Below are 14,810 nucleotides of genomic sequence, written 5' to 3'. Positions count from 1 at the left end.
GACCGTCCACCGGACCGAAAGAGTGATCATGCCGCACAGCACCAGCGGGACCACGCGCATCGTCGTGGCCTCCGACAAGTTCAAGGGATCCCTGACCGCCCACGAGGTGGGCAGGAGCCTGACCGCCGGGATCCGCGCGGTCGCCCCGGACGCTGAGGTGGAGACGATCCCGGTCGCGGACGGCGGGGAGGGGACGCTGGAGGCGGCGTTCGCCGCGGGCTTCGAGCGCCGCACCGCGGAGGTCCACGGGCCCACCATGGAGCCCGTGACCGCCGCCTTCGCCCTCCGGGGCGAGGAGGCCTTCGTCGAGATGGCCACCGCCTCCGGGCTGGACCTCCTGCCCGACGGGCGGAAGGACGCCCTGGGCGCCACCAGCTACGGCACCGGCGAGCTGATCGCCGCCGCGCTCGACGCCGGGGCCACCCGCGTCGTGCTCGGCGTCGGCGGCAGCGCGAGCACCGACGGCGGCGCCGGGCTGCTGAACGCCCTCGGCGTCGTGCTGCACGACGTCGCGGGGAAACCGCTGCCCGTGGGCGGCGGCGCCCTCGAGGGCCTCGAACGGGTCGACGCCTCCGGGCTCGACCCCCGAGTGGCCCGGACCGAGTTCGTGCTCGCCAGCGACGTGGACAACCCGCTGCTGGGCGAGCACGGCGCCCCCGCGGTCTTCGGACCGCAGAAGGGCGCCGACGCGGAGGACGTGATCCGTCTGGACGCGGGGCTGGCCCGGTACGCCCGGCTCCTCGGGGAGGCCCTGGGCCTCGCCGAGGAGCGCCTCGAGGGCCGCCCGGGCGCCGGGGCCGCCGGCGGCGTCGGCTTCGCCGCGCTGGCCGGGCTGGGCGCCCACCGCGAGGCGGGGATCGACGTCGTCCTGGAGCTGGTCGGCCTGGCCGACCGGATCGCCGGGGCGGACCTCGTCGTCACCGGCGAGGGCAGCCTGGACGAGCAGTCCCTGCACGGGAAGACCCCCATGGGGGTGCTCGCCTGCGCGCGCCGCGCCGGGATCCCGGTGCTCGCGGTCTGCGGGCGCAGCCTGCTCGACGCGGAGCGGGTCCGCGAGGCGGGCTTCGCCGGACTGTATGCTCTAGCCGAGCTGGAGCCGGACCCGGCCCGGAGCATGTCCGAGGCCGGTGAGCTGCTGGAACGGGTCGGCGCCCGGATCGGCGAGCAGCTGCCCGAGCTGCTGAACCCCGCCGACGCCCGCTGAGCGCGGGCGCCGGCACTGATCGATGGAAGAGGAAGCCATGTCACAGAAGAATTCGTCCCGCAAGGGCAGCGGGGACTCCGCGTCCGGCGGGGCCCAGCCGAAGAAGGGCGACGCCGCGGCGGAGCACGCCGCCGAGAGCGCCGAGGCCCAGCAGCTCGAGGCCGCCGCCCGCGCGGAGACCCAGCGCGACGGCGCCCCCGCTCCCGCCTCGCCCGACGCCGTGGCGCAGGACGACTCGTCGCGCTCGGCGACCAAGCCCGCCTCCCTGGACGAGGCCTCCCACGAGGAGCAGTCCCGCAAACTCTCCGTGAGCGACCGGGTCAACGACCCCGAGCGCATCCGCGGCCTCATCGAGGAGTACCGCAGGGAGCACGGCCTGCCGGCCCAGCGCGCCGAGGACCGCCCCCACGCCGGGGCGACCGACGAGGGCACCTTCGCCGGCGACGACCGCAAGTTCGACCTGGTGGTGCGCGGCGAGCGCATCATGACCACGGCGGGCCTGGCCGCCCGCGAGGTCGGCGTCCGCGACGGCAAGATCGTCGCGATCGAGCCGCTCGGCTCGGGCCTGGTGGGGGAGCGCAGCATCGACCTCGCCGAGGACGAGACCCTGCTCCCCGGCCTCGTGGACACCCACGTGCACATCAACGAGCCCGGCCGCACCGACTGGGAGGGCTTCGCGACCGCGACCCGCGCGGCGGCCGCCGGCGGCGTCACCACCGTGCTGGACATGCCGCTGAACTCCATCCCCGCGACCGTCAACGTCCCGGCCCTGGAGTACAAGCGCCTGTTCGCGCAGGACCAGTCGTTCATCGACGTCGGCTTCTGGGGCGGGGCGATCCCCGGCAACAAGAAGCACCTGCGCTCGCTGCACGACGACGGCGTCTTCGGCTTCAAGTGCTTCCTGCTGCACTCCGGCGTCGACGAGTTCCCGCACCTCGAGGCCGACGAGCTCGAGGAGGACCTCGCCGAGCTCAAGACCTTCGACTCGCTGATGATCGTCCACGCCGAGGACTCCCGGGCCATCGACCGGGCGCCGCAGCCCGAGGGCGACGTCTACGACACCTTCCTCCGCTCGCGCCCCCGCGGCGCCGAGAACCTCGCGATCGCCGAGGTCATCGAGCGGGCCCGCTGGACCGGGGCCAAAGCGCACATCCTGCACCTGTCCTCCTCGGACGCGCTGCCGATGATCGCCTCGGCCAAGGAGGACGGGCTGGACCTCACGGTCGAGACCTGCCCGCACTACCTCACGCTGCTCTCGGAGGAGATCCCCAACGGGGCCACCGCCTTCAAGTGCTGCCCGCCGGTGCGCGAGGTCGGCAACCGCGAGCTGCTGTGGGAGGGCCTGATCGACGGGACGATCGACTTCATCGTCTCCGACCACTCGCCCTCGACCCTGGACCTCAAGGACCTGGACAACGGCGACTTCGGCGTGGCCTGGGGCGGGGTCTCCTCGCTCCAGCTGGGCCTGGCCCTGATCTGGACCGAGGCGCGACGCCGCGGCGTCGAGCTCGAGCAGGTCGTGAAGTGGATGTCGACCAAGCCGGCCCAGCGCGCGGGCCTGCGCTCCAAGGGCAAGCTCGCCCTGGGGTACGACGCCGACCTGGCGATCTTCGCCCCCGACGAGGGCTTCGTGGTCGACGCCGGCAAGCTGCACCACAAGAACCCCATCACGCCCTATCAGAACAAGGCGCTCTCCGGGCGCGTGCGCCGCACGTTCCTGCGCGGCGCCGAGGTGGACTTCGAGAAGCCCGCCGGGCGCCTGATCCGGCGCGGCGAGGCCTGATCCTCGACCCGCCCTGACCGGGCGCGACGGCCGCCGGGGGACTATGATGTTCCCCCGGCGGCCGTTCCGTGCCCACCCCGCGCGCAGCGGCACCCGTCCCGGGAGAATCCCCGCTTGACCGTGTCCTGAGCCACACGTAACATTTTCTCATAGGAAAAGTTTTCTTCCGCATCGTGAAAACGGCCCCCGGTTCTCCGGCCCCCGCGATCCGATGCCTTCCAGATCCCTACCCGGACGGCGCTGCCCGCCTCCGCGTCAGAGGAAGGTCCCACCATGACCCAGAAGCCCAAGAGCGACGCGTCGCACCACGAGCACCACCACGTGCGCCTGAACGACGCCGAGCCGTGGGGCACCGGCGACCCCGCCGTCGACGCCATCACCCACGTCCCCGGCACCACCGTCCCCATCCCCACGGGCGTGAGCCCCAACCTCTACAACGGCGACCTGGCCCCCACCACCCGCAAGGGCCGGACCTGGAACGCCTACAGCATCTTCACCCTGTGGGCCAACGACGTGCACTCGCTCGGCAACTACGCCTTCGCCATCGGGCTCTTCGCCCTCGGCCTGGGCGGCTGGCAGATCATGCTGGCCTTCCTGCTCGGCGCCGTCTTCCTGTTCCTGCTGCTGAACCTCTCCGGGTTCATGGGCGAGCGGGTCGGCGTGCCCTTCCCGGTCCTGAGCCGCATCGCCTTCGGCGTCCACGGCTCCAAGGTCCCGGCGATCGTCCGCGGCGGCGTCGCGGTCGTCTGGTTCGGCATCCAGACCTACCTGGCCTCGATGGTGCTGCGCGTGCTCCTGATCGCCCTCGCCCCGGGCCTGGCCCCGCTGGACGAGAACTCGATCCTCGGCCTCTCGACCCTCGGCTGGATCTCCTTCCTGGTCCTCTGGGTCGTCCAGATCGTGATCGTCAGCTTCGGCATGGAGATGATCCGCCGCTACGAGGCCTTCGCCGGCCCGATCATCCTGATCACCATGCTGGCCCTGGCCATCTGGATCTTCGTCCAGACCGGCGGCAGCATCCACTGGGCCACCGAGGACTCGCTGACCGGCGGTGCCATGTGGGTCGAGATCTTCCAGTCCGCGGCCCTGTGGGTCGTCATCTACGGCACCTTCGTGCTGAACTTCTGCGACTTCACCCGCGGCGCCCCCTCCGAGAAGTCGGTGGTCCGCGGCAACTTCTTCGGCATCCCGATCAACATGCTGTTCTTCGCGGGCATCGTCGTGGTCCTGTCCGGCGGGTCCTACACCCTCAACGGCACCGTCATCGAGTCGCCGACCGACGTCGTCGTCGCCATCCCGAACACGTTCCTGCTGGTCCTGGCCTGCCTCGCGCTGATCATCCTGACCATCGCGGTGAACCTCATGGCCAACTTCGTGGCCCCGATCTACACCCTGACCGGACTGTTCCCGAAGGTGCTGAACTTCCGCCGCGCCGCGGTCATCTCGGCCATCATCGGCCTGGTGATCCTGCCCTGGAACCTGTACAACTCGCCCGTGGTGATCGTGTACTTCCTCGGCGGCCTGGGCGCGCTGCTCGGCCCCCTGTTCGGCGTGATCATGGCGGACTACTGGCTCGTCCGCAAGGGCAAGGTTGACGTGCTGGCCCTCTACTCGGAGGACCCCAACGCCGAGTACGCCTACAAGCGGGGCTTCAACATGAAGGCCATCGGCGCCTTCATTCCGGCCGCGGTCGTGGCGCTGGTCCTGGCGCTCGTGCCCGCCTTCGCGGTGGTCTCCGGGTTCTCCTGGTTCATCGGGGCGATCCTGTCCGCCGTGATCTACCTGGCGATCGCCGACCGCTCCCGCGAGTTCCGCGCCGTGGACGGCGAGTCCATTGCCGTCGTCCCGCACCACTGATCCCGTTCCCGACCGAAAGGCAAGAACCACCGTGCGCATCCTCGTCGCCAACGTCAACACCACCGCCTCGATGACCGAGGCCATCGCCCAGGCGGCCCGCGCGGCCGCCGCGGAGGGGACCGAGATCGTCCCGATCACCCCCGCCTTCGGCGCGGAGTCGGTCGAGGGCAACTACGAGTCCTACCTCGCCGCCGTCGCCGTCCAGGAGGCCGTCCGGGACTACGAGGGCGAGTACGACGCCGTCATCCAGGCCGGCTACGGCGAGCACGGCCGGGAGGGCCTGCAGGAGCTCCTGGAGGTCCCGGTCGTGGACATCACCGAGGCCGCGGCCTCGACCGCGATGTACCTGGGCCACAAGTACTCCGTGGTGACCACCCTGGACCGGACGCTGCCGCTGATCGAGGACCGGCTGCTGCTGGCCGGGCTCTCCGCCCGCTGCGCCTCGGTCCGGGCCTCCGGGCTGTCGGTGCTCGAGCTCGAGCAGGACCGGGAGCGCACCGTCGAGGCGCTGGTCCGCGAGTCGGTCCGCGCCGTCGAGGAGGACCGCGCCGAGGTCATCTGCCTCGGCTGCGGCGGCATGGCCGGGCTGGACGAGGCGGTCCGCGAGGCCACCGGCGTCCCGGTGGTGGACGGCGTCGCGGCCGCGGTGAACATCGCGCAGTCGCTGGTCAGCATGGGCCTGAAGACCTCCAAGGTCCGGACCTACGCGCCCCCGCGGCCCAAGGGCCTGGTGCGGCCGGTGGCCGGCACCTCCTAGACCGGCGCGCCCTCGCGGCGCGCCCGGCTCGAGGTCCCCGGCTTCTTCCGGGCCGGGGACGCACTGCTCTCGAGCGAGCGCCGGATCCGTCCGGCGCAGACCGGTCCACGGTCACGGTCCGCCCCGGTGGGCGCCGCCCTCCCTGCGGCGCCCACCGGGGCGGAGCCGCGTCCGGGGCTAGGGTGGGAAGCATGAGCTCACGTCAGAACGCCGCGTCCCCCGCCTACCGCCCGCTCGGCGACTCCGGGCTGATCGTCTCCAGCGTCGGGCTGGGGTGCAACAACCTCGGCCGGGCCGGGACCCCCACCGAGGGCCAGGAGGGCACCGACGCCGTGATCCGCGCGGCCCTCGAGGCCGGCATCACCCTCTTCGACGTCGCCGACGTCTACGGCAGGGAGCCCGGCACCTCGGAGCGGATGTTCGGCCGCGCCCTGGGCCGGCTGGGCAGCGCGGCCGAGGACGCCGTCGTCGTCTCCAAGTTCGGCATGGACATGAAGGGCGCCAACGGGGCCGACCACGGGGCCCGCGGCTCCCGCCGCTACGTCGCCCGCGCCCTGGAGGCCTCCCTGGAGCGCCTGGGCCGGGACCACATCGACCTGTACTTCTACCACACCCCCGACGGCGTGACCCCGCCCGAGGAGACCCTGGCCGCCCTGGACGACGCCGTCCGGGCGGGCAAGGTCCGCTACCTCGGCCACTCCAACCACGCCGGCTGGCAGATCGCCGACGCCGAGCACCTCGCCCGGTCCTCCGGCGGCGCGCGCTACGTCGCGGCGGAGAACCACTACAACCTCCTGGACCGCCGCGCGGAGCTGGAGGTGCTGCCGGCCGCCGAGCGCTTCGGCGTCGGGGTCCTGCCGTACTTCCCGCTGGCCAACGGCCTGCTGACCGGCAAGTACCGGAAGGGGCGGGCGCCCGAGGGGTCCCGGCTCTCGCACTCCAAGCGCGAGCTGCTGGAGTCCACGGACTGGGAGCAGATCGAGCGCTTCGTCGGATTCGCGGAGGAGCGCGGGCTGAGCCCGGTCGAGGTCGCCTTCTCGTGGCTCGCGAGCCGGCCGCAGGTGGCCAGCGTGATCGCGGGCGCGACGTCGCCCGAGCAGGTCCGCGCCAACGCCGCGGCCGCCTCCTGGGTCCCGGACGCGGAGGACCTGGCCGCGCTGGACGAGATCTTCCCCGCCCCGGCGCGCATCGCGCTGTACTGAGCGGGGTCGGCCGCTCGCGGCCCCGGCGGCGCCGCATCGCGCCGCCGGCGGCGGACCCGCGCGGGCCGTACCGCGCCGTACACAGCTCACTCGCTGGAAACTCATCGCCCGCTCACCAGCGGTTCTGCTAAGAATTAGCCCTATGACTTCGACAGGCAGAGTGGGTCGCCCCGCGGACCCGGCCATCGGCCGCGCCCTGCGGGAGGCGGCCGAGGAGACCCTCGCGACCCGCGGGTACTCCGAACTGAAGGTGGATCGGCTCGTGCGGCAGGTGGGGACCACCCGCGCGGCCTTTCACCGCCGCTACCAGAGCATCGACCATCTGGCGCTGGAGATCCTGATGGCCCGCTTCGGGGGCCGCAAGGCCGAGCCCACCGGGAGCCTGCTGGGCGACCTGATCGCCATCCAGGTCAAGGGCTTCCGGATGTTCACGGACCCCACGTTCGCCCGGAGCGTGCTCGGCATCCTGGCGGTGACCCAGGGCGACCTGGAGATCCGGGAGCACTACCGCCTGGGGTTCGTGGCCCCGCGGCGCGAGGTGATCCGGGGCGCGATCACGGCCGCCGTGGAGCGGGGCGAGCTCGCCCGGGAGCCCGAGGACACCGAGTACATCTGCGACCTGCTGATCGGCCCGCTGTTCGCGCGCCTCCTGCTGCCCACCACCAACGAGCTGGACGAGGACTTCGCCCGCCGCACGGCCGAGACCGTCTACCGCGAGCTGACCTCCGGGGGCTAGCGGCGCCGGCCCGCGGCCCCCTCAGATCCCCAGGATCGCCTTGGCCACGAGGAAGTACACGATCAGCCCGGTCGCGTCCACGAAGGTCGCGATGAAGGGGGTCGACATGACCGCCGGGTCGATCCGCAGCGACTTCGCGATGCACGGGATCGCGCCGCCGGCCGAGGCCGCCAGGACGCAGATGGCGAGCATGGAGATCCCCACCGTCAGCCCGATGGGCGCGGTGTAGCTCGCCGAGAACAGCGAGACCCCCAGGATCACGAGGAACGCGATGCCGCCGAGGGTCAGTCCCAGCACGGCCCCCACCCGGACCTCGCGCAGCAGGACCCGGCCGATGTCCCGGGACCTGACGTCGCCCACGGCCAGCGCGCGGGTGATGGTCACCGCGGCCTGGGAGCCGGTGTTCCCGCCCGTCCCGATGAGCAGCGGGATGAAGGAGGCCAGCGCGACCACCTGCGCGAGGTCGTCCTCGAAGTAGTCGAGCACGCCCACCGTCAGGGCCGCGGAGATGGCCAGGAAGAACAGCCAGACCGCGCGGGAGCGGACCAGCCGGGTGATCGGGGTGCTCAGGTAGGGGCGGCCGAGCGGCTCGGAGGCGCCCGCGCGGGAGGCGTCCTCGTCCTCGGCGCTCTGGATGATGCGCACGGCGTCGTCGAAGGTCAGGATGCCGACCAGGCGGTCCTCGCGGTCGACCACCGGGACCGCCAGGACCTGGGCGTCGACGCAGCGGCGGGCGGCCGCCTCCTCCTCGTCGTGGGCGCTGACCGAGATCGGCGCGGTCATCAGGTCGGCCACCAGCGCGTCGGAGCCGGCCAGGAAGAGCGCGCGCAGGCCCACCACGCCGACCAGGACCAGCGAGTCGTCGACCACAGGCAGGACGTAGATGGTCTCCGCGTCGTCGCCGCGCCGGCGGGCCAGGGTCAGCGCGTCGCCGACCGAGTGCCCCGGGTGCAGGCGCACGTACTCGGTGCTCATGCGGCGGCCGATGACGCCGCGCTCGTAGCCGAGGATCGGGGCGGTCAGCTCCCGCTCCTCCTCGGAGAGCCGCTGGAGCAGGCGGTGGGTCACGCCGGCCGGGAGCTCGTCCATGAGGTGGACGCGGTCGTCGGGGTCCAGGGCGTCGAAGAGGCGCACGACGTCGTCGTCCCGGAGGCTCGAGAACAGCTCGGCGCGCAGCCCGTCGTCGAACCGCTCAAAGACCGCGTGGGCCTCGTCCTTGGCCAGCAACCGGAAGGCCACCGCGCGGTCGGTGACGGGCAGCCGCTCCAGGGTGCGGACCAGGTCGGGGCGGGAGAGGCTCGCGGCCTGCTCGGCGACGGCGTCGAGGCGCCCCTCGGCGATGAGCTCCGTCCAGATGCCCGCCGTGGCGTTCAGGTCCAGCTGCTCCATGACGATCCTCCCTCGACGCGGCTCCCGCCCGCTGCCCCTCGGCCGCCGGCGTCCTGGACCACCCTAGCCGCCGGGAGGGCGCCGCGGCGGGTCGGGCGGTGTGATCTCCGCGTCGGCGGCAGCGGGGGCGCTCCGGGCGGACGCGACGCGACGCGCCGGACCCGTTTTGTGCGGACAAAGATTGACAGGACAAACTGCACGGGGCAGACTGATGAGTGTTGGCCGGGTCACTCCCGGCACGGCGACGACGCCGCCCTCCGCGCTCCCCGCGCGGGCCGGCGTCGAGGCCCACGCGACGGACGATCGGAAGGATCCACCAGCCCATGAGCTACGACCTGTTGACGATGGGGCGCATCAGCGTCGACATCTACCCCAACGACATCGGCGTGGGCCTGGCGGACGTGACCTCGTTCGGCAAGTACCTGGGCGGCTCGCCCTCCAACGTCGCCGTCGCCGCCGCCAAGCACGGCCGCCGCACCGCGGTGATCACCCGCACCGGCGACGACCCCTTCGGCGAGTACCTGCACCGCGAGCTGACCCGCTACGGCGTCGACGACGCCCACGTCAGCCCGGTCGAGGGCCTCCAGACCCCCGCGACCTTCTGCGCGATCCAGCCGCCCGAGGACTTCCCCCTGTACTTCTACGGCCGCTTCCCCACGGCCCCGGACCTCCAGATCCGGGCCGAGGAGGTCGACGTCGACGCCGTCCGCGAGGCGACCATCTTCTGGTCCACCGTGACCGGCCTGTGCCAGGAGCCCGCCCGCTCCGCCCAGCTGAGCGCCCACGAGGCCCGCCCCCGCGAGGAGCTGGGGGAGGGCCGGCACACCATCCTGGACCTCGACTACCGCCCCATGTTCTGGGACTCCATCGAGGACGCGACCGCGCAGGTCCGCGAGAACCTGCGCCATGCGAGCATCGCGATCGGCAACCGCGAGGAGTGCGCCGTGGCCGTGGGCGACGGCAGCCCCGACGAGCAGGCCGACCGCCTGCTCGAGGCCGGCGTCAGCATCGCCGTCGTCAAGATGGGCTCGGCCGGCGTGCTGGCCAAGACCGCCGGGACGCGCGTGGTCTCCGAGCCGGTCCCGGTCGAGACGCAGAACGGCCTGGGCGCCGGCGACTCCTTCGGCGGCGCCTTCTGCCACGGCCTCCTCGCCGGCTGGGAGCTGCAGCACGTGCTGGACTTCGCCAACGCCGCCGGCGCCATCGTGGCCTCCCGCATCGCCTGCTCGGAGGACATGCCCACCAGTGACGAGGTGCTCCAGCTCCTCGACGAGCGAGGCCGGGGGTTCCAGGCATGAGCACCGACGTCCACCGCTACGAGGACCTGACCCGGATCCGCCTCGAGGACCCCGACGCCGTCCAGCGCGCCGCCGACTCGCGGCCCCGCCACCCCGGCGTCGTCTACGGCCGCCAGAACTTCATCGTCGCCGCGGACCACCCGGCCCGCGGGGCCCTCTCGGTCCGCGGGCGGGCGGACGCGATGGCCCACCGCGGGGACCTCCTGGACCGCCTCCGGACCGCCCTGAGCAACCCGGCGGTCGACGGCGTGCTGGCCTCCCCGGACATCCTCGACGACCTGCTGCTGCTCGGCGCCCTGGACGGCAAGCTCGTCTTCGGCTCGATGAACCGCGGCGGCCTGACCGGCCTGGTCAACGAGATCGACGACCGCTTCACCGGCCACACCGCCGCGGCGCTCAAGCGCATCGGCGCCGACGGCGGCAAGATGCTGACCCGCATCCACTACGGCGACCCGGCCACCGTGAGCACCCTGGAGGCCACCGCCCGCGCCGTGAGCGAGCTGGCCGCCGAGGGGCTCTACGCGATGGTCGAGCCGTTCATCTCCGAGACCCGGGACGGCAGGATCGTCAACGACCTGAGCCCCGACGCCGTCGTGAAGTCCGCCGCGATCGCCGCCGGCCTGGGCGAGACCAGCGCCCGGACCTGGATGAAGCTGCCGGTGGTCGAGGAGATGGAGCGCGTCGTCGCCGCCACGACCATGCCCACCGTGCTGCTCGGCGGGGACCCCTCCGGCGCGCCGGATGAGATCTTCGCGACCTGGGAGGCCGCGCTGGCCCTGCCCGGCGTCCAGGGCCTCACCGTGGGCCGGACCCTGCTGTACCCCGAGGACGGCGACGTCGCCGCCGCCGTTTCCACCGCCGCGTCGCTGCTGCGGAAGTAGAGAGGACACCATGACCACCCAGACCCTGTCGGTCAGCCAGGCGCTCGTGAAGTTCCTGAGCAGCCAGTACACCGTGGACCGCGTCGGGACCCAGGAGTACCGGGAGCGGACCATCCCCGCGATGTTCGGCATCTTCGGCCACGGCAACGTGGCCGGCGTCGGCCAGGCCCTGCGCCAGTACCAGGAGCAGGACCCGGCGCTGATGCCCTACTTCCAGGGCCGCAACGAGCAGGCCCAGGTGCACCAGTCGGTGGGCTACGCCCGGCACGTGCGCCGGCGGGCGACCTACGGCATCACCACCTCGATCGGCCCGGGCTCGACCAACCTGGTCACCGGCGCCGCGCTCGCCACGACCAACCGGCTGCCGACCCTGCTGTTCCCCTCGGACGTCTTCGCCACGCGCGCCACCGACCCGGTGCTGCAGCAGCTCGAGCGCCCGGACGCCTACGACGTCACGGTCAATGACTCGCTGCGCCCGATCTCCCGGTACTTCGACCGGGTGTGGCGCCCCGAGCAGCTGTTCTCCGCCCTGCTCAACGGCATGCGCGTGCTGACCGACCCGGTGGAGACCGGGGCGGTGACCATCGCCCTGCCGCAGGACGTGCAGGCCGAGACGATCGAGGTCCCGGAGGAGTTCCTCGCGGAGCGGGAGTGGCGCATCCGCCGCCCCGAGGCCGAGGACGAGGACATCCGGGCGGCGATGGACGCGATCCGCTCCGCGAAGCGCCCGGTGATCATCGCCGGCGGCGGCGTGCACTACGCCTTCGCCGTGGAGGAGCTGCGCCGCTTCGCCGAGGCCACCGGGATCCCCGTGGCCTACACGCAGGCCGGCGTCGGCGTCATGGACTGGGACCACCCGCTGTGCCTGGGCGCGGTCGGGTCCACCGGTTCCACGGCCTCCAACGCGCTGGTCGCCGAGGCGGACCTGGTCATCGGCATCGGCACCCGGTACGAGGACTTCACCACGGCCTCGCGCACGGCGTTCCAGGACCCGGACGTGGCCTTCGTGAACGTCAACGTGGCCTCCTTCGACGCGTTCAAGCACGGCACCCGGGTGCCCGTGGTCGCGGACGCCCGCAAGGCGCTGCTGAAGCTCAACGAGGCCGTGGGCGGCTACCGCGTCGGCTCCGACCTCGAGCGCCGCGTGCGCGAGGAGAAGGAGCGCTGGGACGGGATCGCCGACGCCGCGTTCGCGGAGCGCCACCGGCCGATCCCCTCGCAGAACGAGATCATCGGCGTCGTGAACTCCGCGATGGACGACCGCGACGTCGTCATCTGCGCCGCCGGCTCCCTGCCGGGCGACCTGCACAAGCTGTGGCGCGTCAAGGACCCGTACGGTTACCACGTGGAGTACGCGTTCTCCTGCATGGGGTACGAGATCGCCGGCGGGCTGGGCGTCAAGCGCGCGAGCCTGCACGAGGGGGACGGGCGCGACGTCGTCGTCATGGTCGGCGACGGCTCCTACCTGATGATGCACACCGAGCTGGTCACCGCGGTCGCGGAGGGCATCAAGCTCATCGTGGTGCTCATCCAGAACCACGGCTACGCCTCGATCGGCGCGCTGTCCGAGTCCCTGGGCTCGCAGCGCTTCGGCACCCAGTACCGGTTCCACGACGAGGAGCGCCAGAGCTTCGACGCCGGGGAGCGGCTGCCGATCGACCTCGCGACCAACGCCGAGTCGCTCGGCGTGAAGGTCATCCGGGTCGAACCCGGCGAGGCCGTGGGCGAGGACCTCGCGGCCGCCGTGGCCCGCGCCAAGGCCGAGCCGGAGGGCTCCGGCCCCGTGCTGATCCACGTCGACTCGGACCCGCTGGTCGACGCGCCCTCCTCCGAGTCGTGGTGGGACGTCCCCGTCACCGGCACCTCGGAGCTCGCCTCCACGCAGGAGGCCCACCAGACCTACGCACAGAAGAAGTCCACGCAGCGCCCGCTGCTCGGTTAGGAGAGAACATTGAGCACTGACATCCTGCACTTCATCGACGGGGCGGAGACCGCCGGCACCGGCGAGCGCCGCCAGGACGTGTACAACCCGGCGACCGGGCAGGTCTCCGGCAGCCTCCACCTCGGCGGCCAGGAGGACCTGAACGCCGTCGTCGCCGCCGCCAAGGCCGCGGGGGAGAAGTGGGGCGACTACTCGCTGGCCAAGCGCTCCGCCGTCCTCTTCTCGTTCCGCGAGCTGGTCAACGCCCACGCCGACGAGCTGGCCGCGATCATCACCGCCGAGCACGGCAAGGTCCTCTCGGACGCCAAGGGCGAGGTCAAGCGCGGCCTCGAGGTCGTGGAGTTCGCCTGCGGCCTCTTCGAGTCCCTGAAGGGGGAGTACTCCGACCAGGTCTCGACCGGGATCGACGTCTTCTCCTTCCGCCAGCCGCTCGGCGTCGTCGCCGGCATCACGCCGTTCAACTTCCCCGTGATGGTGCCGCTGTGGATGTCGCCCGTCGCGATCGCCACCGGCAACGCCTTCATCCTCAAGCCCTCCGAGCGGGACCCCTCCGCCTCGGGCCTGCTCGCCAAGCTGTGGAAACAGGCCGGCCTGCCCGACGGCGTCTTCAACGTCCTCCACGGGGACAAGGAGATGGTCGACGGGCTGCTGACCCACCCGGACGTGGACGGCATCTCCTTCGTCGGCTCGACGCCGATCGCGAAGCACGTCTACGAGACCGGCACCCAGCACGGCAAGCGCGTGCAGGCCCTCGGCGGGGCGAAGAACCACGCCGTCGTCATGCCCGACGCCGACATGTCCATGGCCGCCGAGCACCTCAACGCCGCCGCGTTCGGCTCCGCCGGCCAGCGCTGCATGGCGATCTCCGTGGCCGTGGCCGTGGGCGAGGCCGCCGACGAGATCGTCAGCCGGGTCAAGGACCTGGCCGCCGGCATCAAGGTCGCCGACGGCACCGAGCCCGACGCCGACATGGGCCCGGTCATCACGCCGGCCTCGAAGGAGCGCATCGAGCGGATCGTGGGCGAGGCGCAGCAGGACGGCGCCGCCGTCGTCCTGGACGGCCGCGACCTGGTGGTCAAGGACCACGAGGACGGCTTCTTCGTCGGCCCGACGATCCTGGACAAGGTCCAGCGGACCATGAGCGCCTACGAGGAGGAGATCTTCGGTCCCGTCCTGGTGGTCGTGCGCGCCGAGTCGCTCGAGGAGGCCATCGAGATCATCAACGCCAACCCGTACGGCAACGGCACCGCGGTGTTCACCTCCAACGGCGCCGTGGCGCGGACCTTCCAGCGCAAGGTCAACGTCGGCATGATCGGGATCAACGTGCCGCTGCCGGTGCCGGTCGCCTGGCACTCCTTCGGCGGCTGGAAGAACTCGCTGTTCGGCGACCTGCACATGTACGGCCCGGACGGCGTCCGGTTCTACACCCGCGGCAAGGTCGTGACCCAGCGCTGGCCCGAGCCGACCCACGTGTCCGGGGCGTCCTTCGCGATGCCCTCCAGCAGCGACCACTAGGCCGCTCCCGCCCCGGCCCGCCGCCGCCGCCGTCCCCTGCCGAGCGCGGGGCCCCGCGGCCGCGGCCGGGGGGGGGCGCCCCCCCGGCGCGGGCCGGGCCCCCCCCCGCCGCCCCAGCCCCCGCCGGTCCCGTATCCGCCTGCCCCGTAGCTCGACGACGCGCCCCGGTCGCCGGACCCATAGCCGGTATCCGCGCCCTGGTAACCAGACCCGTCACCGGAGTCCGCGCCCTGATAGCCGGACCCG

The 14,810-nt window shown here is 72.5% G+C and carries 11 protein-coding genes; 10 read left to right on the top strand and 1 reads right to left on the bottom strand.

The features are described 5' to 3' along the window. The first annotated feature begins 28 nt into the window (after window positions 1-28). The 6 genes from NBM05_RS07590 (at window position 29) to NBM05_RS07565 (ending at window position 7,539) form a co-directional block, all read left to right on the top strand. Window positions 29-1,204: a glycerate kinase gene (locus tag NBM05_RS07590; protein ID WP_254166280.1), complete on the top strand. Its 1,176-nt coding sequence runs from the start codon at window positions 29-31 to the stop codon at window positions 1,202-1,204. Between the two features lie 460 nt (window positions 1,205-1,664). After that, window positions 1,665-2,987: an allantoinase AllB gene (gene allB / locus NBM05_RS07585; protein WP_302183795.1), complete on the top strand. Its 1,323-nt coding sequence runs from the start codon at window positions 1,665-1,667 to the stop codon at window positions 2,985-2,987. A gap of 273 nt (window positions 2,988-3,260) precedes the next feature. Further along, window positions 3,261-4,844: an NCS1 family nucleobase:cation symporter-1 gene (locus tag NBM05_RS07580; RefSeq protein WP_254166279.1), complete on the top strand. Its 1,584-nt coding sequence runs from the start codon at window positions 3,261-3,263 to the stop codon at window positions 4,842-4,844. Between the two features lie 31 nt (window positions 4,845-4,875). Then, window positions 4,876-5,601 carry an aspartate/glutamate racemase family protein gene (locus NBM05_RS07575; protein WP_254166278.1) on the top strand — a complete coding sequence of 242 codons (726 nt, stop codon included), beginning with the start codon at window positions 4,876-4,878 and terminating at the stop codon, window positions 5,599-5,601. A 191-nt stretch (window positions 5,602-5,792) separates the two neighbouring features. Beyond that, a complete protein-coding gene (locus NBM05_RS07570) occupies window positions 5,793-6,803 on the top strand; it encodes an aldo/keto reductase (protein ID WP_254166276.1) in 1,011 nt (336 codons plus the stop codon). A 160-nt stretch (window positions 6,804-6,963) separates the two neighbouring features. Next, complete coding sequence (locus tag NBM05_RS07565; protein WP_254166274.1) at window positions 6,964-7,539, top strand: TetR/AcrR family transcriptional regulator; 576 nt, start codon at window positions 6,964-6,966, stop codon at window positions 7,537-7,539. A gap of 21 nt (window positions 7,540-7,560) precedes the next feature. On the opposite strand, the gene mgtE is transcribed toward NBM05_RS07565, so the two are convergent. Continuing rightward, window positions 7,561-8,928: a magnesium transporter gene (gene mgtE / locus NBM05_RS07560; protein WP_254166272.1), complete on the bottom strand. Its 1,368-nt coding sequence runs from the start codon at window positions 8,926-8,928 to the stop codon at window positions 7,561-7,563. A gap of 323 nt (window positions 8,929-9,251) precedes the next feature. Between mgtE and iolC the strand changes: the two genes are divergently transcribed. The 4 genes from iolC to NBM05_RS07540 are packed head-to-tail and all read left to right on the top strand — an operon-like array spanning window position 9,252 to window position 14,564. Further along, window positions 9,252-10,226, top strand: a complete 975-nt coding sequence (gene iolC / locus NBM05_RS07555; RefSeq protein ID WP_254166270.1) for a 5-dehydro-2-deoxygluconokinase — start codon at window positions 9,252-9,254, stop codon at window positions 10,224-10,226. Continuing rightward, complete coding sequence (locus tag NBM05_RS07550) at window positions 10,223-11,107, top strand: Cgl0159 family (beta/alpha)8-fold protein (protein WP_254166268.1); 885 nt, start codon at window positions 10,223-10,225, stop codon at window positions 11,105-11,107. Before iolC ends, NBM05_RS07550 begins: the two co-directional genes overlap by 4 nt. A 10-nt stretch (window positions 11,108-11,117) precedes the next feature. Further along, complete coding sequence (gene iolD, locus NBM05_RS07545; protein WP_254166266.1) at window positions 11,118-13,049, top strand: 3D-(3,5/4)-trihydroxycyclohexane-1,2-dione acylhydrolase (decyclizing); 1,932 nt, start codon at window positions 11,118-11,120, stop codon at window positions 13,047-13,049. A 9-nt stretch (window positions 13,050-13,058) separates the two neighbouring features. Next, window positions 13,059-14,564: a CoA-acylating methylmalonate-semialdehyde dehydrogenase gene (locus NBM05_RS07540; RefSeq protein WP_254166265.1), complete on the top strand. Its 1,506-nt coding sequence runs from the start codon at window positions 13,059-13,061 to the stop codon at window positions 14,562-14,564. The last annotated feature ends 246 nt before the right edge of the window (window positions 14,565-14,810 follow it).

This window comes from Rothia santali (assembly GCF_024199905.1).
Lineage (GTDB): Bacteria > Actinomycetota > Actinomycetes > Actinomycetales > Micrococcaceae > Rothia > Rothia santali.
The sequence above is the reverse complement of the archived record's forward strand: the minus strand, read 5'-3'. Positions and strand labels throughout refer to the sequence as shown.

Excerpts from the sequence above, each read along its gene's own strand:
- NBM05_RS07550 (WP_254166268.1), top strand. The coding sequence starts at position 10,223 with ATGAGCACCGACGTCCACCGCTACGAGGACCTGACCCGGATCCGCCTC.
- NBM05_RS07570 (WP_254166276.1), top strand. The coding sequence starts at position 5,793 with ATGAGCTCACGTCAGAACGCCGCGTCCCCCGCCTACCGCCCGCTCGGC.
- iolD (WP_254166266.1), top strand. The coding sequence starts at position 11,118 with ATGACCACCCAGACCCTGTCGGTCAGCCAGGCGCTCGTGAAGTTCCTG.
- mgtE (WP_254166272.1), bottom strand. The coding sequence starts at position 8,928 with ATGGAGCAGCTGGACCTGAACGCCACGGCGGGCATCTGGACGGAGCTC.
- NBM05_RS07580 (WP_254166279.1), top strand. The coding sequence starts at position 3,261 with ATGACCCAGAAGCCCAAGAGCGACGCGTCGCACCACGAGCACCACCAC.
- NBM05_RS07590 (WP_254166280.1), top strand. The coding sequence starts at position 29 with ATGCCGCACAGCACCAGCGGGACCACGCGCATCGTCGTGGCCTCCGAC.
- iolC (WP_254166270.1), top strand. The coding sequence starts at position 9,252 with ATGAGCTACGACCTGTTGACGATGGGGCGCATCAGCGTCGACATCTAC.